General features: G+C 59.9%; 15 protein-coding genes, 4 tRNA genes and 1 pseudogene. 6 read left to right on the top strand and 14 right to left on the bottom strand.

What is annotated here, in order from left to right; all coding sequences use genetic code 11:
• Positions 1 to 7: 7 nt before the first annotated feature.
• From AB4O36_RS04735 to AB4O36_RS04710, 6 genes are all read right to left on the bottom strand, one after another.
• Positions 8 to 1,099, bottom strand: a complete 1,092-nt coding sequence (locus tag AB4O36_RS04735; RefSeq protein ID WP_460122049.1) for a polyamine ABC transporter substrate-binding protein — start codon at positions 1,097 to 1,099, stop codon at positions 8 to 10.
• Positions 1,100 to 1,242: 143 nt separating this feature from the next.
• Positions 1,243 to 1,911: a GntR family transcriptional regulator gene (locus AB4O36_RS04730; protein ID WP_460141150.1), complete on the bottom strand. Its 669-nt coding sequence runs from the start codon at positions 1,909 to 1,911 to the stop codon at positions 1,243 to 1,245.
• Positions 1,912 to 2,205: 294 nt separating this feature from the next.
• A tRNA-Asp gene (locus AB4O36_RS04725) sits at positions 2,206 to 2,282 on the bottom strand.
• Between the two features lie 19 nt (positions 2,283 to 2,301).
• Positions 2,302 to 2,377 (bottom strand) — tRNA-Val (locus AB4O36_RS04720).
• A gap of 186 nt (positions 2,378 to 2,563) precedes the next feature.
• Positions 2,564 to 2,640: transfer RNA gene (locus AB4O36_RS04715), tRNA-Asp, on the bottom strand.
• Positions 2,641 to 2,659: 19 nt separating this feature from the next.
• Positions 2,660 to 2,735 (bottom strand) — tRNA-Val (locus AB4O36_RS04710).
• A gap of 160 nt (positions 2,736 to 2,895) precedes the next feature.
• Between AB4O36_RS04710 and rdgC the strand changes: the two genes are divergently transcribed.
• From rdgC to sugE, 3 genes are all read left to right on the top strand, one after another.
• Positions 2,896 to 3,816 carry a recombination-associated protein RdgC gene (gene rdgC, locus AB4O36_RS04705; RefSeq protein ID WP_460122045.1) on the top strand — a complete coding sequence of 307 codons (921 nt, stop codon included), beginning with the start codon at positions 2,896 to 2,898 and terminating at the stop codon, positions 3,814 to 3,816.
• Positions 3,817 to 3,930: 114 nt separating this feature from the next.
• The gene (locus AB4O36_RS04700) at positions 3,931 to 4,896 is read left to right on the top strand and encodes a bile acid:sodium symporter family protein (RefSeq protein ID WP_460141149.1); all 966 of its coding nucleotides are present in this window, start codon (positions 3,931 to 3,933) and stop codon (positions 4,894 to 4,896) included.
• 118 nt (positions 4,897 to 5,014) lie between these two features.
• Positions 5,015 to 5,329 (top strand): quaternary ammonium compound efflux SMR transporter SugE, encoded by a 315-nt coding sequence (gene sugE / locus AB4O36_RS04695; protein ID WP_460122041.1) that lies wholly within the window; start codon positions 5,015 to 5,017, stop codon positions 5,327 to 5,329.
• 190 nt (positions 5,330 to 5,519) lie between these two features.
• On the opposite strand, the gene AB4O36_RS04690 is transcribed toward sugE, so the two are convergent.
• The gene (locus tag AB4O36_RS04690) at positions 5,520 to 6,281 is read right to left on the bottom strand and encodes a TenA family transcriptional regulator (RefSeq protein ID WP_460122039.1); all 762 of its coding nucleotides are present in this window, start codon (positions 6,279 to 6,281) and stop codon (positions 5,520 to 5,522) included.
• A 78-nt stretch (positions 6,282 to 6,359) separates the two neighbouring features.
• Entirely contained in the window at positions 6,360 to 8,819 is a 2,460-nt protein-coding gene (locus AB4O36_RS04685; protein WP_460141148.1) for an EAL domain-containing protein, read from the bottom strand.
• A 195-nt stretch (positions 8,820 to 9,014) separates the two neighbouring features.
• On the opposite strand from AB4O36_RS04685, the gene AB4O36_RS04680 reads away from it, so the two are divergent.
• On the top strand, positions 9,015 to 13,157 hold the full coding sequence (locus tag AB4O36_RS04680) for a hypothetical protein (RefSeq protein ID WP_460141147.1): 4,143 nt from the start codon (positions 9,015 to 9,017) through the stop codon (positions 13,155 to 13,157).
• Between the two features lies 1 nt (position 13,158).
• On the opposite strand, the pseudogene AB4O36_RS04675 reads toward AB4O36_RS04680, so the two are convergent.
• The 5 genes and pseudogenes from AB4O36_RS04675 to AB4O36_RS04655 form a co-directional block, all read right to left on the bottom strand.
• A pseudogene (locus AB4O36_RS04675) lies at positions 13,159 to 14,975 on the bottom strand (ABC transporter ATP-binding protein).
• The gene (locus tag AB4O36_RS04670; protein WP_460122031.1) at positions 14,968 to 15,606 is read right to left on the bottom strand and encodes a DsbA family protein; all 639 of its coding nucleotides are present in this window, start codon (positions 15,604 to 15,606) and stop codon (positions 14,968 to 14,970) included. The pseudogene AB4O36_RS04675 and the gene AB4O36_RS04670 overlap by 8 nt, the downstream one beginning before the upstream one ends.
• Positions 15,607 to 15,609: 3 nt before the next feature.
• Positions 15,610 to 16,551: an oxygen-dependent tRNA uridine(34) hydroxylase TrhO gene (gene trhO / locus AB4O36_RS04665; RefSeq protein WP_460122029.1), complete on the bottom strand. Its 942-nt coding sequence runs from the start codon at positions 16,549 to 16,551 to the stop codon at positions 15,610 to 15,612.
• Positions 16,552 to 16,730: 179 nt separating this feature from the next.
• A complete protein-coding gene (locus AB4O36_RS04660; RefSeq protein ID WP_460122028.1) occupies positions 16,731 to 17,030 on the bottom strand; it encodes a BolA family protein in 300 nt (99 codons plus the stop codon).
• A gap of 12 nt (positions 17,031 to 17,042) precedes the next feature.
• Positions 17,043 to 17,564 carry a DUF2059 domain-containing protein gene (locus AB4O36_RS04655; protein WP_460122026.1) on the bottom strand — a complete coding sequence of 174 codons (522 nt, stop codon included), beginning with the start codon at positions 17,562 to 17,564 and terminating at the stop codon, positions 17,043 to 17,045.
• A 192-nt stretch (positions 17,565 to 17,756) separates the two neighbouring features.
• Here AB4O36_RS04655 and AB4O36_RS04650 point away from each other — a divergent pair, with 192 nt between their 5' ends.
• Positions 17,757 to 19,151, top strand: a complete 1,395-nt coding sequence (locus AB4O36_RS04650; RefSeq protein ID WP_460141146.1) for a class II fumarate hydratase — start codon at positions 17,757 to 17,759, stop codon at positions 19,149 to 19,151.
• A 123-nt stretch (positions 19,152 to 19,274) separates the two neighbouring features.
• Here AB4O36_RS04650 and AB4O36_RS04645 read toward each other — a convergent pair whose 3' ends face one another.
• The gene (locus AB4O36_RS04645) at positions 19,275 to 20,234 is read right to left on the bottom strand and encodes a DMT family transporter (RefSeq protein ID WP_460122022.1); all 960 of its coding nucleotides are present in this window, start codon (positions 20,232 to 20,234) and stop codon (positions 19,275 to 19,277) included.
• Positions 20,235 to 20,435: 201 nt separating this feature from the next.
• Between AB4O36_RS04645 and AB4O36_RS04640 the strand changes: the two genes are divergently transcribed.
• Entirely contained in the window at positions 20,436 to 20,630 is a 195-nt protein-coding gene (locus AB4O36_RS04640; protein WP_460122020.1) for a DUF6316 family protein, read from the top strand.
• Positions 20,631 to 20,698: the final 68 nt, after the last annotated feature.

Here is a 20,698-nt window from a genome sequence, read left to right as displayed (position 1 = left end):
CGTCAATTCATTGACCGGACTTGATCCGGTTCCACTCGCGGGTGATCAGGCGCTGTATCGGGTCTGGCAGGTCGGCGGAGACGAAGGTGTGGGCGATCACGTCGTCGCCGGGATAGATGCCCGGGTTGCCGCTGACCTTGGGGTCCATCAGCGCGGTGGCGTCCTTGTTCGGGTTGGCGTAACCCACGTAGTCGCTGACCGGGGCGATCACTTCGGGGCGTAGCAGGTAGTCAATCAGCTTGTGGGCACCCACCGTGTTGCCGGCATCCTTGGGAATGGCCAGCATGTCGAACCACAGGTTGACCCCTTCCTTGGGCAGCAGGTAGCGGATGTCGACGGTTTTCCCGGCTTCCTTCGCCCGGGTCTGGGCCTGCATCACGTCGCCGGAATAACCGATGGCCACGCAGATATCACCGTTGGCGAGGTCCGCGGTGTATTTCGACGAGTTGAAGTAGGTCACCGACGGCCTGAGTTTCATCAGGAGCGCCGAGGCCTTTTTGTAGTCATCGGGTTGGGTGCTGTTGGGGTCCAGGCCCAGGTACAACAAGGCCTGGGGAATGATCTTCACCGGTGCATCGAGGAAAGCCACGCCGCAACTCTTGAGCTTGGCCAGGTTGGCCGGATCAAAGACCATCGACCAGGAATCAAGCACCACGTCCTTGCCCAGGGCGGCGCGGACTTTTTCCTCGTTGTAGCCGATGCCCACGGTGCCCCACATATACGGCACGGCGTATTTATTGCCCGGGTCAGCGGCTTCCAGGCGCTGCATCAGGCGCGGGTCGAGGTGCTTCCAGTTGCCCAGCAGGTTGCGCTGCAAGGGTTGGTAGGCGCCGGCGCGGATCTGCTTGGACAGGAACTGGCTGGAAGGCACCACCAGGTCATAGCCCGAATGCCCGGACAACATCTTGGCCTCGAGCATTTCATTGGTGTCGAAGATGTCGTACTGGACCTTGATGCCGCTGTCCTGCTGGAAATTCTTCAAGGTGTCGGGCGCAATGTAGTCGGACCAGTTGTAGAACTTCAGTTCCTGTTCGGCCGCCTGTACCTGGGGCAAAACAGCGGCCATGCAAAACGCTGCAGCAAGACTCGATAAACGCATCTTCAACTCCTTGGGAAAGATCACAGCACGCGGCTGAGAACGGCTTGGGTTCGGGGATGGCTGGGGTGGCTGAAAATCTGGGGGCAGTACTCAAAGTCACAACAAGTCGCAACAAATCACCGCACGGGTCGGGCTTTGGCCCGTTATTTTCCTGTTTGCAAAAACTTGATCAGTTCGGGAACCGTGCCCTCGATATGCTCGCGCACCACCGCCTCCGCCCGTTCGGCATCGCCGGCGCGAATTGCATCGAGGATCACCGCATGCTCCTCGTGCGCGCTCAGGGGTTTGTCGACGTGTTGCAGCCAGAGGCGCATAGGTGCCTCGATCAGCGAATACAGGGCCGATATTTGCTTGAGCAACCGTGGTCGGCCACTGAGGCTGCACAGGTACTCATGGAACTTGCGATGGCGGCTGACCCATTCGGCGCTCTCGTCGCGGTAGTCATCCATTTCGTCGAGCAGGCGCTTCAGGGCTGCCAGTTGGCGCTCACCGATATGGGCCACGGCCACACGCACCGCCAGGCCTTCGAGGGCGCTGCGCATCTCGAACACTTCGTGCAACTCATCGATATCCAACCCGCTGACAATCGCCCCACGATTGGGTCGTAGCGTCACCAGGCCCTGCGCATCGAGGCGTCGAAAGGCCTCGCGCACCGGCATGCGGCTCATGCCGATTTCGCTGGCGATGTCCTCGGCAATCAGCCGGTCGCCCTTGCGATAACGGCCACAGCAGATCGCTTCGAGGAGAAAGTTGTAAGCCTCCTCCTCGGCGGTCAGGGGTGGGCGGTCAGCGTAAGCGGGAGCGAATTGCATGGCGGCACCTTTTGACTTTTTGTATCCAATTATCCACGGATGCAAAAAGCACAATGCGTGCCACAGGCTGCGTGACTGATCCAAGCTATTGATTCAACAGATTTGAATGGATAAGTGACGCCGAAGACGATCGATCGGCCAAGGGATGATTGCTACTTCATGGATCAACGATGGGCCCATAAAGGTGCAAAACGGTAGCGAGGTAACCGTTGGGAAAGGCAAAAACGCAAAAAGCGGCCCAAGGGCCGCTTTTTGCGTGACATCCAGGTGTTCAGTGGGCCTGGATGCGAAATATGGCGCAGCGGACGGGACTCGAACCCGCGACCCCCGGCGTGACAGGCCGGTATTCTAACCGACTGAACTACCGCTGCGCGTAGCGTTGAAAGCAAGTGGTGGGTGATGACGGGATCGAACCGCCGACATTCTGCTTGTAAGGCAGACGCTCTCCCGGCTGAGCTAATCACCCTTTACCTTCGTTGCGGGGCGCATTGTGCCACAGATTTTCATAAAGTGTTGATTTAATTGAAAAATATTTCAATCAATCGGAAAACCGGTGAAACGTTGCAACCTGCACAAACATCAGACAGAAAAAAGCCCGCGTGAGCGGGCTTTCCGTGGTGACCTGGCGTTCAGTGTTCCAGGTAACCGAATATGGCGCAGCGGACGGGACTCGAACCCGCGACCCCCGGCGTGACAGGCCGGTATTCTAACCGACTGAACTACCGCTGCGCGTAACACTGGAAGCGAATGGTGGGTGATGACGGGATCGAACCGCCGACATTCTGCTTGTAAGGCAGACGCTCTCCCAGCTGAGCTAATCACCCTTCACTTTCGGTGTGGCGCGCATTCTACGGAGCAGCCCTACCTCTGGCAAGCACTTTCTTAAATAATTTTTTCAGGCCTTCCAAAGGCTTAGAGAAGGGTTGGCCTATGGCGCCACGAAGAGAATAATGCCCCACTTTGTATAAAGGAGAGATTCGCCCCATGTGGTTCAAAAACCTGCTTATCTATCGCCTGACCCAAGATCTGCCTGTTGATGCCGAGGCGTTGGAAACTGCACTGGCCACCAAACTGGCGCGGCCCTGTGCAAGCCAGGAGTTGACCACCTACGGTTTCACCGCCCCTTTCGGCAAAGGTGAAGATGCTCCGCTGGTGCATGTCAGCGGTGATTTCCTGCTGATTTCGGCGCGCAAGGAAGAACGTATTCTCCCAGGCAGCGTCGTGCGTGACGCGGTGAAGGAAAAAGTCGAAGAGATCGAAGCCGCCCAAATGCGCAAGGTCTACAAAAAGGAACGCGACCAGATCAAGGATGAAATCATCCAGGCGTTCCTGCCTCGCGCCTTTATCCGTCGTTCTTCGACCTTCGCCGCCATCGCGCCGAAACAGGGTCTGATCCTGGTCAACTCGGCCAGCCCTAAACGCGCCGAAGACTTGCTGTCGACCTTGCGCGAAGTGATCGGCACCCTGCCGGTCCGTCCGCTGACCGTGAAAATGGCCCCGACGGCGGTCATGACCGAATGGGTCACCAGCCAGGAAGCTGCCGCAGACTTCTTCGTGCTCGACGAGTGTGAACTGCGCGACACCCACGAAGACGGCGGCATCGTGCGCTGCAAACGCCAGGACCTGACCAGCGAGGAAATCCAGCTGCACCTGAGCACGGGCAAAGTGGTCACCCAGCTCTCGCTGGCCTGGCAGGACAAGTTGTCTTTCGTCCTCGACGACAAGATGGTGGTCAAGCGCCTCAAGTTCGAAGACCTGCTGCAAGACCAGGCGGAACAGGACGGTGGCGATGAAGCCCTCGGCCAACTGGACGCCAGCTTCACCCTCATGATGCTGACTTTCGGCGACTTCCTGCCGGCGCTGGTCGAGGCGTTGGGCGGTGAAGAGATGCCGCAGGGGATCTAACCCCTTGTGATTCCCCCCTTGTGGGAGCGGCGGTGCGACGATTCGCGAGCAAGTCGAATCGTCGCACCGCCGCTCCCACATTGGAACTAAGTCATTAATAAAAAGGATCAGGCCATGCGTGCACTGGCTGCATTGAGTCGCTTTGTCGGCAACACCTTCGCTTACTGGGTTCTGATTTTCGCCGTGGTGGCGTTCCTGCTACCGGCGTGGTTCATCGGCCTGAAAGGCGCCATAGTTCCCCTGTTGGGATTGGTGATGTTCGGCATGGGCCTGACCCTCAAGCTCGAAGACTTCGCCGAAGTCGCCCGCCATCCGTGGCGTGTGGCCCTGGGCGTGGTCGCTCATTTCGTGATCATGCCCGGTGTGGCGTGGTTGCTCTGCCAGGCGTTTCATCTGCCACCCGAGATCGCCGTCGGTGTGATTCTGGTTGGCTGCTGCCCTAGCGGCACTTCGTCCAACGTTATGACCTGGCTGGCCCGTGGGGATCTGGCACTGTCGGTGGCCATCGCCGCCGTCACCACCCTGCTCGCTCCGCTGTTGACCCCCGCACTCATCTGGTTGCTGGCCTCTGCCTGGTTGCCGGTCTCGTTCATGGAGCTGTTCTGGTCGATCCTGCAAGTGGTGCTCCTGCCGATCGTGCTCGGCGTCGTAGCCCAGCGTGTGCTCGGTGACCGGGTGCGTCATGCGGTGGATGTGCTACCGCTGGTGTCGGTGGTGAGCATCGTGATCATCGTCGCGGCCGTCGTTGCAGCCAGCCAGACGAAGATCGCCGAGTCCGGCCTGCTGATCATGGCCGTGGTGATGCTGCACAACAGCTTCGGTTACCTGCTGGGTTACTTCACCGGACGCCTGTTCAAATTGCCGCTGGCCCAACGCAAGTCCCTGGCCCTGGAAGTCGGCATGCAGAACTCCGGCCTGGGCGCGGCGCTGGCGAGTGCGCACTTCTCGCCACTGGCTGCGGTGCCGAGTGCACTGTTCAGTGTCTGGCACAATATTTCCGGGGCGCTGCTCTCGACATATTTCCGCCGGATGAGCGAGAAACAGGATCGGCACGAGGCGGCGAATCGCGTTGTGCACTGATGCACCAACTTGATCCACGCCCTCATAATGGGCACTATATTGCGCAACGCGAGGACGACCTCGCGACTCGATCGAGTCATTACCCTGGGGACGACCCCGTCTTCGATGGAGGTCTGTCATGTCCTGGATCATTCTGTTTTTCGCCGGCCTGTTTGAAGTGGGTTGGGCTGTCGGACTGAAATACACCGACGGCTTCAGCCGCCCTCTTCCCACGGCCCTGACCGTCGCCGCCATGGCGATCAGCCTTGGCCTGCTGGGCCTGGCCATGAAGGAATTGCCGCTGGGCACCGCCTATGCAATCTGGACCGGCGTGGGTGCGGTCGGTACGGTCATCGCGGGGATCATTCTGTTCGGCGAGTCGATGGCACTGTTCCGGCTCGCCAGCGTGGCGCTGATCATCGCCGGGTTGATCGGGTTGAAGATCAGTACCTGAAACCAGTCGACCATGAAAAAGCCCGCCCCTCTATCCATAGAGGGGCGGGCTTTTTTGTGTCTCGACCTGTAGGAGCGAGCATGCTCGCGATGGTAGATCAGGCACCGCTGGGTATCAGATAGCCAACGTTATCGTTGACGACCATCGCGAGCTTGCTCGCTCCTACAGTTACACGTGAGTGACACCTGTATCAGCTTTCGGCCAGCGCCATGCGTTCACGGGCTACCGTGGTTTTTTCCGCGTGCTCCAGCTGCATGCACCGTTCCAGGAACAGGAACATGTAGTCGTAGCTCTTGCACACCGCCTGACGCAACTCCGATTGCAGGGATTTGCTCGGGTTCATCCCGGCCAGCGTGCAGATGATTTCCAGTGCCTCCCACGGGTGGGCATCGTCGTACTGGGCATGCATCTTCAGCCACTTCATGGCCCGCTTGCGATCTTCCTCGGGAAACGCTGCCGCGTAGACACCGGTGGAACACACCAAAGCCGACCATTCGCCGGTCGCGCCTTCGATGGCGTAGTTGGTGGCGGCAATGGCAACGATCAGCGAGTCCGAAGAGCTGGTGTGCCAGCACCAATGGCTCAGGGCGTGAAGCTCGGGGGCCACCTGCTGCTCTTGCAGATCTTCCAGGCTGACACCGTGCGCACGGCTCCAGTGCACCCAGTAGTCGGCGTGGTTGAGTTCCACACGAATGTTGCGCATCAACCAGCGGCGCGCCATGTCCTCGCCGGGATGGCGGGCAAAGCGCGTCTTGGTCAGGTTCTGTGCCATGTAGAGCGCGAACTGTTCGACGACCGGCCAGCCACCAATCAGGTAGTGACGCATGGTCCTGGCGCTGAGCTTGTTATCGCGCATGCGCTTGTACAATTCGTGTTCGACAACCCGGCGCTTACTCTCGCTGCAATCCTGGATCAGTTTCTGAGCCCAGGCGGGGTAACTTGCAGCTTCCATGAGGGGTCCGGTTCGGTTGAATGAGTCGATCACTGTCGGGTTCCTTTTGATTGTGATTGTTGACGATCAGCAAGAATTTCAACGGAACGTGCCGGGCGCCTTGAACAGCAAGGGTTGGGGCCTGGCAGGACGACTTTGCAGACTATCGCAGGTAAACAGATGCGGGCGCTCAATCACATACCCTTGAGCGTAATCGACCCCAATTTCAAGCAATGCCTGTTCGATCTGGGGCGTTTCAACAAACTCGGCAATCGTACGCTTACCCATGACATGACCGATGTGATTGATCACTTCGACCATGGCGCGGTTAATCGGGTCGTCCAGCATATCCTTTACGAAACTCCCGTCGATCTTCAGGAAGTCTACAGGCAAATGTTTCAGGTACGCGAATGAGGACATTCCGGCACAAAAGTCATCAAGGGAAAAATGGCAGCCTAAGCCTTTGAGCTCATTGATAAATCTGATTGCACTACCAAGATTGGAGATTGCGCTGGTTTCAGTGATTTCAAAACAAATCATTTCAGGCGGAATGGAGTACGCCACGAACTGCTCGCGCAGGAAGTCCAGAAACGCCTCGTCCCCGATGGTACTGCCTGACAGATTGATCGCACACGTGGCCAACGGCCCCTTGTGTGGCTCGGCCATGCACTGGGCAATGATCTTGAACACGTTCTGCACAACCCAGCGATCGAGCGACGTCATCAGGCCATAACGTTCGGCGGCGGGAATGAAGCTGTCGGGCAGGATCATGCGCCCGGCTTCGTCGTGAAGGCGCAACAGGATTTCAATGTGCCCACTGCCCTGCTCGGTCTGGCCCAGCGCCGCGATCTCCTGGGCATACAGGCAGAATCGGTCTTCCTCCAGCGCCATGTGCAAGCGCTGTACCCAGGCCATCTCGCCAAACCGCATGGACAGCTCCGAGTCATCGGCGTGATACACCTGAACCCGGTTGCGGCCTTTTTCCTTGGCCATGTAGCAAGCCATATCGGCTGCGCGCAAGGAGGTTTCCAGCGTGGTCGGGTGATGGTTGACGTGCACCAGGCCGACGCTGACCGTGGTCACGAATGGTCGGCCCTTCCAGACGAAATGCAGGTTCTGAACGGTCTGGCGCAAGCCTTCGGCGATTTTCTCCGCCGCTTCCGGTGCGCAGTTCTCCAACAGGATGCCGAACTCGTCACCGCCGAGCCTGGCCAGCGTATCGCCCTCGCGCAGACCCGACTGCAACAGCGCGCAGATATGCCGCAGCAACTCGTCCCCCGCGGCATGACCACAGGTATCGTTGACCAGCTTGAACTGGTCGAGGTCGAGGAACATCAGGGCATGGCGTGCCGGCTGCCGGTTCAGGCTGTGCAGCACCTGCTCCAGGCGATACTCGAATTCGCGCCGGTTGGCCAGGCCGGTCAAGGCGTCATGGGTCGCCTGCCAGGACAGATTGGCGATGTATTGCCGCTCCTGGGTCATGTCGTGCAAGACCAGTACGGTGCCGCTGACCTTGCCGGCATTGCGGATCGGCGCGCCCACCAGCGTGACCGATACCGTGCTGCCGTCCAGGCGCTGGATCAGCTTGGAATGCTCACTGCCGCCGGTGAGCTGGCCGCTCTGGATGCGCTCGATCAGCGTGAAGCCTTCGGCCTGGGCGTTCTCGTCCAGCACATTGAACAGGGCGGCGAGCGGCAGACCGGTCGCTTGCTCGGCCTTCCAGTGGGTCAACGCTTCGGCCGCGGGGTTCATGTAGGTGATGGCGCCCGCCACGTCGGTTGTGATCACGCCGTCGCCAATCGATTGCAGCGTAATCTGCGCCCGGTCTTTCTCCAGTTGCAAGGCATCGGCAAACTCGTGGCGTTGCTTGAGCAGTTTATGGGTGCGCATCAGGGCCAGGGCGATCAGGCCCAGGGCGGTGGCCAGGTTGGTCACCAGCAACAGCCGAAGTATGACCCGCGAGCCTTCTCCCAGCGCATCGCTGAAGGCTTTCGCCGGAGGTGTCACTTCGTCATTGATCGCAAAGATCTGCGCCTTCCAGCGCTGGATATCAGCCTCCGACGCGCGCCCCGTGGTGATGTGCTGGTGCATCTCCCGGGCGACATCATCGAGCTTGGCCAGGTACGCATCCCCCACCGTCCACAGGTCGATGGCTTTTTCCAGGTAGCTGAAGTGGCGGAAATTGAGGTACAGCCAGATCAGGCTGGAAACATCGTCGGGGTGGTTACCTCCCTTGAGGATCGCCACCCGTGCCGCCGCAATGTCCGGTGGCTGACTATCCAGGGCTACGCGCAGCTCATGCCCGCCCTGAGGCACCAGGATCGCGTCCTGATACTTTCTGAAAGTCGTCTCGTCCCGGCTGTCGGCGTAGAGGTTCAGGTAGTAGATGGCGTCCTTCTGGCCCTTCGACCAAAGGCTTTCGCCGGCGACATAGCCGCGCACAGCCGACAACACATAAAGACTGACGCCGCCCAGCAGCGCCTGGAACAACACCACGGCAATAAAGGGCCAAACGATGCCCAACAACCGTGGCGTTCCGAGAGTCCGCGTTTGATTCATGAGGTCCCTTGTTTTTAGCACCGCTTGCTCGTCTTCCGGACGAAATCGCTACCGCAAGACTAGGGCGCGTTCTCGATTACGGCAAGCGGCTGATCGGCCGTATATATGTACCACCCACACAGGTGCCGGCAGCGATGTACTGCACTCCCGGTTTTCCCTGCTCACAAGGGGGATAACGTTGACAAGGAATGCGACATGCAAGCGACCACTTTTGCTGCATCTGAGTTACAGACCACCGAAGAAAACCGTGCCAGGCAAGCGCTTGGCCTGGAGAACGGCCCCGATATTGACAGGTTCAACCGCATCCCGACTGCGCGGGACCGAAGACGATACAAGGCCCTGATGCGCGCGTCACCCGGCCAGGACACCCTGTCGATCGACGACTACATGAGGCAGACCCTCAATGCCCGGATCGTCGAGACGGTGAAGAGCCTGCTGGCTGGCAAGCCCTCTTTGATCAAGTACCTGTTCGACGACGTGCTGCAATCCGCCTCGACCGAGGAGCTGCGCGCCACACCGTCCATTTACCTGCGCCAGATACTCGAATCGCCGCACGCCCAGGACCTGGCAGACCGTCTGCTGAGAACGCTAAAGTGGTATGGAGCGCGCCCTGGCGAACAAACCCCGGCAGCCGTGCGTTATCAACTGGTGTGCAAAGCCATATACGTTTACCTGCACTCAACGGCGGTCGACAAAACACACGAATTTGCCGGCTTCAACTGGCACGACCCGGCGCATTGGGGCAAAAGCTACCCGGCGTTGCGCACGGCATTCGAACAGCACCTCTTGCTGAAGCGGTGGGCTCACTCGAACAAAGGCTCGATCATGCTGGCTCACGTGCTCCAGCCCTGGCTCTCGAAAGACTTCGCGGTACGCGATATCCCCGCCGATCTGCGCTACAAGAGTTCGCTGGTCTGGGTGAACTTCATGCACGGTGTGTCACTGGCCGATGAACTGGGCCTCAACCGCCCAACGCCGCTGTCCTTCCAACAGCTGATCGATCTGCCGCTGCAACGCAGCGCCACGGCCTCCCCTGAAGCACTGCAAGTCATCGCCCGCTTGAGAATGAGCCCTGCCCTGCAATGGGCAATCTGTGTGGGGGTCGTTGCGTCGAAAACTGATGCAGCGTATGACGCGCACGATATCGAGCGCGCCCTGACGGCCCTGGAAAGCCACGGCACAAGCCTGTACAGCACCGTGCAGACACTGGATATCGCGCCACCCGATCGATTGAAAATGGCCAAGCGGATAAAGGACGAGCAGTTCGGCGCCTACGCGCTCGAAGCCGACGGGTACAGGTTCTTCCCGCTCGACTCATCCAGCCGCCAGGGTGCCAGAGACGTTCCGACGCTCAAACTTGCCGGGCGCGCGTTCCTCGATCTTTATGCGGACGGCCAGTTCGATAACGGTAAGCGATGGGGCGTGACCCAGGCCGATGGCAAGACGCCCACCCGCCAGACCTTCAGGATTGATGAGCAGCGAGTGTGCCACTCGGAACGCAAGGATCCCCAGGGAGAATACCGCCAGGTGTTTCAAGGCGAAGTGCCCATTCCCTCAATGAGAACCCTGCCGGACGTCAATGCGTTGTTTCAGACCGATTTCGATCACTACCTCTCGACCATCCGTTCGGCCTATCAAACCCTGATCGCCAGCCTCTTGGCCTCCCTGCCACTCACTGAGCGTCGAGCGCTGGAAGACGGTGATGTCCGGGTACTGGGGCTACGGAGCAAAGTCAGGAAGAATGGAACACCCACTGATATCCACGCGCGCAAGGGCTTCGTATTGAAGGTCACCCATGCCGAACAGATCACCTATTACGAACTGATTCCAAGTGCAGGCTTCATTCGCCTGCGCACCGGCTTGCGGTTTTCAACCATTAACGGCGTCTATACCGAGTTCCCGCTGCACGCCGTTATTCCCAATCAGACCTATGCGCCAGAGCGCGACCTCAATACCTCGCTGCTCCTGGACTGGCCCGCACATGTTCGTGGAACCGTGCCGACCCACCGTGGGTACATCGGTTTTCTGGATGAGGTGGGAAAAATGCCGGCCGCGAAGAAAGCGACCGAAGCGGCTGAGCCAAGGTCAAGGCTCAACGACATTGCCCAATATATTGCCTCGACTCACCTGTTCGTCGACGAACAGCATTTGCGCCTCCAGGCTCGAGGAATGACCGAATTCGACACGCTCAGGGTCGAAAGCGCGCAACGCCGAGCAGTACTTCTGGAAATCGTCAAAGGGTTCGTGCCCTTCTGGGGCAGTATCGAAGACCTTTCATCCGACGATACCGAGCGCAAAATCCTCGGCGCGGGTGGGTTGTTCCTGGACCTGGCGTCATTTCTGTTTCCCATCGGCAAATTCATTTCCGGGTCGGTCCGTCTGGCCAGAGTTGCCAGCAGTGCATCGCGCCTGGTCGCCAAGGCAAGCCTGCCCACCTATTCAGGGTTGGCTCGCCAGTTGCTCACCGCTTCGCTGCAAAACCTCAACCCGTTGGACGGCCTGCCTTCACTCTTGAAATCGACGTTGAGCGGCGCGGGTAAAACGCTTCACACCGCTGCGAGCCTGGGAACAGAGGGCGTCAGGAGGCTGATCGGAAAAACCGGCAGTTTGCGTCAGACCACCCACCTGCCTCAGGTCGTCGACCCCGGACGCTGGAAACCGCTGACCCCGGGCGACGAACTGGCAACACTCAGCGGCATCAATGACGTGGTCATTCGCAATACCGGAACCTCAAGCAGCAGACGCGTGCACCTTGTCGACCCCCTGACGTCCCTTCCCTACGGCCCGCACCAGCCCAACAATCGCCGACAGTTCATACCTGGCCGGTCGACCTTCACGATGCTGCCCGCGACCGAGTCCCACGCCCTGGCGCTGGTGCCGGCGCACGCCAATGTCCATGAACTATTGGAGACCGATGGCCGAATCACGCTGCTGATCGATGACATCCCCTATCGACTGGATGGCGATCAACTTCGCCGTGCCGACCTGATAAACGAGTCGTCCACCTTAAAATCCATCCCCTGTCGACTGCCGCGTATGGATGGCCTCGATGCCGTGTGCAAAACCCGCTATGTCACAGGCCTTGCGGCGCCAACGCCGAGCATGGGCAGCCATGATCCGGACAAGGGTTTCGCCGAGTGGTTTGGCGACATGGTCTACACACCGGCTTTTTCCAACCAGCCTCTGAGGCTCAATGCCCTGCGCACCTACAGGAAAATCGACGCCAGCCTGCTCTTCCAAAAAGGACTCTACGCCCGCATCAAGGCAAACCTGCCCTACCGAAACCGCTTCGATACCCTGGAGACGGGCGCTGTCATCGTCCCCGCCATCGATGATTCCAAACACTATGTTTTTACCCGCCTGGGCCCCGGCGATTTCTACGTTGCAGAGCGCCAGGCGGGGCAAGACCTGTCCACCCCGCTGACGTTGCTGCCTGCAGACAGCCTGGCCGCCGACCTGGCCGAGGAACTGAAGACGGTTTACGTAGGGTCCCTGAACGCTAACAACATGGCTCGGATTTATGGCGCAGACGCCGTGGAACGGGCGATGAAAACCATGGATGAGATTGCCATTCCAATTGGCGGCCATGCGAACCCTCCCGAGGGACTCAAACGGCTCAAGGTCGATACCAGCCCTGGCGAGGCAGTACTGTTCGACCATTCCACCCGCATGATCGTGACCCAACTGGCGAACGGCGCGGCGTCCTGGTCGCGCAGCCGAAACGCATCGGACACGTTTCGCCAGAGGACCGCACAGATTTTCGACACCTTGTTCGCCGAGAAGACCATCACCGTCGAGGTGAACAGCGACTTGAAGATCAACAAGGCCATGCAGACGTTCCAGAAACTGCTGCCCGTCGAGCTTCAATCCCACAACCCCAGGAACATTGCGTTCGCCGATGTGGTGACGGCGCAGGGAAAACGCGAGGTTTACGTCAGCGTTTCGGGGGCTCTGGGCCTGACAGGGGAGTTGCCGCTGTTCAAGCCGCCGTTTGCCTCCAATGGTGTGGTGGTCAATGGCACCACGTACTTCAACGTCGATTTCGACCAGACCTTCACGCGCACCTCCTTGAACGTTTCCAGCGACGGCAAGCTGCTGGCTATTCCGCACACCATCAAGGATATCGAGTCCTATACACCGCAATTGACTCGCAGGCCGACGTCCCTGGACAGCGAAGCCAAGCTGATCAGCACCCTCAGGGAGAAGTATCCGCAGGACAGCCTGCTGGCATCCGTCGACGTGGCGACCACCCTGCCGCCATGCAACAGCTGTGCGGTGGTGATCAAGGAGTTCGGCCATGACGGCGCAGCCGATGCCCTGCAGGTGTTGTGGAAGTGACTTACAACTGCTGCAGGTGCCCGTAGAGCTTGGCGTACAAACCACCCTCGGCGATCAGTTGCTGGTGATCGCCATCCTCGGCAATCTGCCCGCCATCGAACACGAGTACACGGTCAGCCTGTTTCACCGCTGACAAGCGGTGGGCGATGATCAGTGTGGTGCGCTGGCTGAGAAATCTCGCCAGCGCCTGGTGCAGGTTGTACTCGGTGGCGGCATCCAGTGCCGAGGTGGCTTCGTCAAGAATGACCACTTTCGGCTCGGCCAGCACCATGCGCGCAATCGCCAGTCGTTGCCGTTGACCGCCAGACAAGCGCACGCCGGAACGCCCGACCACGCTATCCAGGCCCTTGGGCAATTCACGGATGGTGGCATGCAACTGGGCGATTTCCAGGGCTTGCCAGCAGGCCTCGTCGCTGCGTTCGCGGCCCATGGTCAGGTTGGCCCGGACGGTGTCATTGAACAACGCCGGGTGTTGCAGGACCACGGCAACATTTTCCCGCACGGTTTCCAGGCCGATCTCCTGCTGGGTCGAACCACCGAAGCGGATCGTTCCAGCCAGTGGCGTATACAAGCCCAGCAGCAACTGCACCAGGGTGCTTTTGCCACCACCACTGGCACCGACGATCGCGACCTTTTCACCCGGCGCAATCGACAGGTTCATCTGGTTCAGCACCAGCTCGTCGCCGTAGCCGAAGCTCAAGCCCTGGACTTCGATGCCGACCGTCTGGCGACCGTTGAATGGATCGACACCACCTGGATATTCCGGCTCGTCGGCCCTGGCCAGCAGTTCGTTGATGCGCGACAACGCGCCACCGGCCGCGTAGTAGGCGTATTGCAGATTGAGCAGTTGCTCCACCGGGCCGATCATGAACCACAGGTAGCTGAACACCGCGAGCATCTGGCCGATGGACAAGTCCGAGAACAACACGGTGAGCATCGCAGCGGCGCGAAAAATGTCGATGCCGAACTGGAACAGCAACCCGCTGGCCCGGTTGGAGGCATCGGTTTTCCACTGTGAGTTCACGGCATAATCTCGTACCTCCCGGGCACGCTGGCCAAGCCGACCAAGAAAAAGCCCTGGCGGTTGCCGGCACGAACTTCCTGGATAGCGTCGAGGGTTTCGGTCAATGCCTGGGTGAAGCGCGAGGTACTGTCGTTCTCGAGCTTCTTGAGGTGCTTGACCCGCTTGCCCAGCAATACAGTGGCGTAGATCACCAGCGGATTGAACAGCATGATCAGGAGTGCCAGCTTCCAGTGCATCCAGATCAGGATGCTCGCAGTGCCGACCAGAGTCAGCATCGCCACGAGAAAACGGCTGAGTGTCTCGCCGACAAATTTGTCCAGGGTGTCGAGGTCGGTTACCAGATGGGTGGTGACCGTGCCGCTGCCCAGGCTTTCGTATTCGCCCAGGGAGATACGCTTGAGCCGTTCGATCAAGCGGATACGAATGCGATACACGATGTCCTTGGCCAGCGCCGCAAACAACCTGGCCTGCACCACGTTGAACAGCAGGGCCGAGCAACGCAGCAACAGCGTGACCGCCAGCATCAGGCCAATGTAGCCCGCTGCTTTCTGCCACGGTTGCGGCAATACGTGATTCATGACTTTCAGCGCAGAATCGCCGTGTCCCAGCAACACTTCGTCCACCAGCAGCGGCAAGAGCAAGGGAATTGGCACGCTGCACAGCGTTGCCAGCAGCGCGACGCCATTGGCAACCCACAGGGCTTTTTTATGGTGCAGGGCCAGGCGACGGATTTCCGCCCAACTCAGTCGATCAACAGGTCTGGAGGCAGGTGCATCGTTGTGCAGGTCATGCACAGGCAGCACGCTCCAGCCAGCGGCCGAGCAGCGATGACAGCACATCAAGAGGCTGGTAGCCGTTGGTCAGCAAAGCCAACTGACCATCACGCTCGGCCAGCAGGGTCGGGAAACCGGCAATGCCGAGGTCCTGGACCCAGGTGAAATCGGCTGCCGTCGCCGTGTGCATGTCGGCGCGATCGAACGCTGCGGCAAACTCGATACGCGGCACGCCCGCCTGTTCCGCCAGCTCCACCAACACGCTGGCGTGAGTGACGTCGCGACCTTCGACATAGAACGCATGCTGGATCAGCCCCAGCAGCGTCCACGCGCAATCCGGTGCCAGGCTGCGCGCAGTGACCAGCGCGCGGCAGGCGGGCTCGGTGTCGTAGACGAAGCCTTCGGGCAGAGCACCTTGAGTCTTGAACGGTTGGCCCGTGGCCTCGGTGACCGCTTGCCAATGCTCAAGGATGTAACGCCGGGTACTCGGTTCCAGTGCCGAACCGCTGCCGGTGCGCAAGCCACCCACTACCAGGTGCACATCCACTCCCGCCGCCTGCGCCTGCTCGACCAGCGCCTTGGCCACCGGCGCGAAGCCCCAGCACCAGGAACACATCGGGTCCATCACATAGAGCAGGCGGCATTCAGACATGGATCAAGCCTCGGAAGGGGTTTGCTTGTAGTTGTAGCCGATCGGGTGCGGCATGTTGCGGGCCTTTGCCAACTCGATCTGCTTCTGGCGGTCGATCGCGCTGCGACGGGTTTTCTCGCTCAGGGTATCCCAGCAATGCGGGCAGCTGATACCGGCCACATAGTGCTCGGATGCGCGGTCCTCGACACTAACCGGAGTACGGCAGGCGTGGCATTGATCGTAGTCACCTTCGGTGAGGTCATGACGCACGGTCACGCGGTTATCGAACACGAAGCAGTCGCCCTGCCATTTTGTTTCTTCCTGCGGCACCTCTTCGAGGTACTTCAGGATGCCACCCTTGAGGTGATAGACCTCGTCAAAGCCCTCGCTGAGCATGTAGCTCGAAGCCTTCTCGCAGCGAATGCCACCGGTGCAGAACATTGCGACCTTCTTGTGCACGGCCGGGTCGAAGTTGGCTTTGATGTAGTCGGGAAATTCGCGAAAACTGGTGGTCTTCGGGTCGATGGCGCCTTCAAACGTGCCAATCGACACTTCGTAGTCGTTGCGGGTGTCGATCAGCAACACTTCCGGATCGCTGATCAGCGCATTCCAGTCCCGTGGCTCGACATAGGTGCCGACCTTCTTGTTCGGATCGACGCCTTCGACACCCAGGGTAACGATTTCTTTTTTCAGTTTGACCTTGGTGCGATAGAACGGCTGCTCGTCGCAATACGATTCCTTGTGATCGATATCGATCATGCGCGGATCGTTGCGCAGCCAGGCCAGCAGGCCATCGATGCCTTCGCGGGTGCCGGAAACGGTGCCGTTGATGCCTTCTTCGGCAATCAGCAGCGTGCCCTTGATGCCGTTGTCGACCATGGCCTGCAGCAGCGGCTCGCGCAGGTCGACGTAGTTTTCCAGAGTGACGAACTTATACAGTGCCGCCACGACAATCTGTTGTGTCATGGGTGATTCTCCAGGTGGCTACCCTCGTAAGGGGTGAACCGGACTCAAAAAAAACGCGCCCCTTGGGGCGCGTTGCGGATTGTAGCAAAAAGGCAGCTTTGAGCGGCAAGCTGCAAGCTCAAGACGGACCGAGTTCGGCTTTCGGCTTTCGGCTTGAAGCTTGAAGCTTGAAGCTACTCCTAACTCCCACTACCGCCAGCACAGGTCGGCGAGGCCGGAGCCGCTTCGATCTCTGCCCATTCCTGCGGGGTGTAGGTGTGCAGCGCCAACGCATGGAACTCGCCCATCAGCTCGCCGAGCGTTCCGTAGACTTTCTGGTGGCGCTTGACGCGATTGAGCCCTTCGAACTGCTGGCTGACCACCACGGCCTTGTAATGGGTCTGTGTCCCACGACTGTGCATGTGGCTTTCATCCAGCACCTGCAGGTGCTCGGGCTGCAACAGCCCCAGCGTCGATTCAATGCGTTGTTGCATGGTCATACCGGGCTCCGATCAAGGCTTTTTCTTGGCGGGAGCGGCCGCTTTTGGCTCAAGCTCGGCGGTCATGTCAGCCAGCAGCTTGTTGACCACAGGCACCGCGCTCTCGAGCTTGGCCTGGGTCATCTGGGCCGATTGCTGGGTCAGCTGCGGCATTTTTTCCAGGACCTTCTTGCCCAGTGGCGACTGGTAGAACGCTACCAGGTCCTTGAGCTCGGATTCGCTGAAGTTGGTGGTGTAGAGCTTGACCATGTCCGGCTTGAGCTTGTTCCAGCCAATGGCCTGGTCCAGCGCGGCGTTGGCTTTGGCCTGGTAGGTCTCCAGCAACGCTTTTTTCGACTCGGGCGCTTTGGTCTGGGCAAAGCGTTGAGCGAACATCTGCTGCACTTGCGCGTACACCGGAGTACCCAGTTTGTCAGCATGCGCCAGGGTCAGGAAGGCCTCGGCACTGGCATTGTGGCTGGCGGTATCGGCAAAGACAGGGCCGCTGGCGCAAGCCAGTGCAACCGCGGTACAGATGGCACGAAGACGAGTCATCGAGTTTCCTTTTCTAGCAGGCGAGGTAAAACCCCAAGGGCGTCCATTCTGCGCCTAAAAAAGTGTGTCACTCAACCCCAACCCTTGCCGCGCTTGATTTAGAGGGGTTGAATGGTCGAAAACCAGACCGATGGAACCACGGCCGGCGAGCACGGCCTAAACTGCGCAATTGGACCTACAGGAGTGTGCACGATGAGCCGTATCGAAACCGACAGCCTTGGCCAGGTTGATGTCCCGGATGAGGCCTACTGGGGCGCTCAGACGCAACGCTCGCTGGTTAACTTCGCCATCGGCAACGAACGCATGCCGTTGGCCGTGCTGCATGCACTGGCGCTGATCAAGAAAGCCGCGGCGCGGGTCAACGACCGAAATGGCGACTTGCCTGCCGATATCGCCCGGCTGATCGAGCAAGCCGCCGATGAAGTGCTCGACGGCAAACACGACGACCAGTTCCCGCTGGTGGTCTGGCAGACGGGCAGCGGCACCCAGAGCAACATGAACGTCAACGAGGTGATCGCCGGCCGTGCCAATGAACTGGCGGGCAACCCCCGTGGCGGCAAGTCGCCGGTACACCCCAACGATCACGTCAATCGCTCGCAAAGCTCCAACGACTGCTTCCCGACGGCCATGCACATCGCCGCCGTCCAGGCGGTGCAGCACCAGTTGCTGCCGGCGATCAGCGAACTGTCCGGCGGGCTGGCAGAGTTATCCGCGCGCCACATGAAACTGGTCAAGACCGGGCGTACCCATATGATGGACGCGACCCCGATCACCTTCGGCCAGGAAGTCTCGGGGTTTATTGCACAACTGGACTACGCCGAACGGGCGATCCGGGCTGCGTTGCCGGCCGTATGCGAGCTGGCCCAGGGCGGCACCGCCGTTGGCACCGGGTTGAACTCGCCGCACGGTTTTGCCGAAGCCATTGCCTCGGAGCTTGCCGCATTGTCGGGCCTGCCGTTTGTCACCGCACCGAACAAATTTGCAGCGTTGGCTGGCCATGAACCGCTGACCACACTGTCCGGGGCGCTGAAAACCCTCGCCGTGACCCTGATGAAAATCGCCAACGACCTGCGTCTGCTGGGTTCCGGCCCGCGCGCCGGTTTCGCCGAGGTCAAACTGCCGGCCAACGAACCCGGCAGTTCGATCATGCCCGGCAAGGTCAATCCGACCCAATGTGAAGCGCTTTCGATGCTGGCGTGCCAGGTGCTGGGCAACGACGTCGCCATCGGTTTCGCGGCGAGTCAGGGCCACCTGCAATTGAATGTGTTCAAACCGGTGATCATCCACAACCTGCTGCAATCGATCCGCCTGCTGGGCGACGGCTGCAGCAACTTCCAGCAGCACTGCATCGCGGGCCTGGAGCCGGATGCCGAGAAAATGGCTGAGCATCTGGAGCGTGGATTAATGCTGGTGACGGCGCTCAATCCGCATATCGGTTACGACAAATCGGCGGAAATTGCCAAGAAGGCTTATGCCGAAGGGCTGACCTTGCGCGAGGCGGCGTTACAGCTGGGGTATCTGACCGATGAGGAGTTCGATGCCTGGGTGAGGCCGGAGAATATGCTGGAGGCTGGGGCCAAGGGCTGAGTTTTCCAGCACTCGTTAAACCATCGCGAGCAGGCTCGCTCCCACAGGTTTTGTGAACGCCACAGATCTGTGTGGGAGCGGGCTTGGTCCGGGCGGCGTTCCGACGATGAACGATAACGCGGTCTAACTGGCCGCCACCCTGGCCCGCCGCGCCCGCAGCCCCGCCACCAGCGAAGGCCCCAACGCCACCAGCGCCGAGCCCAGCACCACCAGGATCGCCCCGCCATAACCCAGGCCATTGATGGTCTCGGCATGCACGAATTCAGGCCATATCCAGGCCGCAATAGCCACCGCTCCGAACGTCACCAACGGGGTGATCGCCAGCGTCGCGCTCACCCGTGACGCCTCCCAATGCGCCAGCGCTTCGGCGAAGGCGCCGTAGGCAATCAGCGTATTCATGCAACACGCCAGCAACAGCCAGCCTTGCAGGGGATTGAGTTGCAGCGCCTCCAGCGGATGCACCCAGGGCGTCAGCAGCAGCCCGCAGAACAGGTAGATCACCATCATCACCTGCAATGAGTTCCACACCGTCAGCAACTGCTTCTGTCCCAGCGCGTAGAACGTCCAGACCGTGGACGCCAGCAACACCAGCAACACACCGGCGGTGTAATCGCTCAGCGACGTGAGCAACTCCATCAGGCGCTGGTTGAAAAACAGTCCGAAGCCGATCAGCAGCACCAGAAGTCCAATCCCCTGTCCGAGGCTGAAGCGTTCCTTGAACACGAACACGCTGGCGATGAGCAGCATGATCGGCCCCATCTGCACCACCAGTTGCGCGGTGCCGGGGCTGAGCAGGTTCAGGCCCATCAGATACAGCACGTAGTTGCCCACCAGACCACAGACGGCCATCAACACCAGCCAGCCGCCACGCGGGCCGAGTACTTTGCGACTCGGCAGACGTCGGGTGGCTGCCAGGTAGATGAACAGGCAAGTGCCGGACACCATCAGGCGAAACCAGGTGACGGTCACCGGGTCCATCACCTGCAGTACCTGTTTGAGCTTGATCGGCAGAATTCCCCACAACAGCGCGGTCAACAGGGCCAGGAACAGACCATAAACCCAGCGACCGGATGAAATGTGCATGCGAACCTCAAGAGCCAGATGGCAGGGACCGCCATTCTAGGCGCAGCGGCACTTGGCACACAGGGACAGTTTGTGGGCGGACGCAAATAAAACTGTGCGGGTCGCAACCATTAATTGGCGATGGCCGTCGATCGGATCAACAGGCAGTGCAAGTCATTCATGCATAAGCTGATTGCAGCTACCCACCTTCAGGAGACCGCCATGTACGGCATGCGCGCCCAGGACAACACCCCTGCCATGCACTTTCGCAGCGACCGCGTCAGTCGGGTCAACGGGGAGTTGTACTTCAGCACCCGGGAAAACACCCTGGAGGGGCCGTTCGACAGCATGGAGAAGGCTGTGCGGGAGATCGAAGCTTATATTGGGCGGATGCAGGGTTCGGGTGCTCGGCCATAGACCGAGCCGCTGCCATCGCGGGCAAGCCCGCTCCTACCAGGGCGACATAGATCCCCTGTAGCAGCGGG

The organism is Pseudomonas sp. S2_E01, assembly GCF_054668365.1.
The sequence above is the reverse complement of the archived record's forward strand: the minus strand, read 5'-3'. Positions and strand labels throughout refer to the sequence as shown.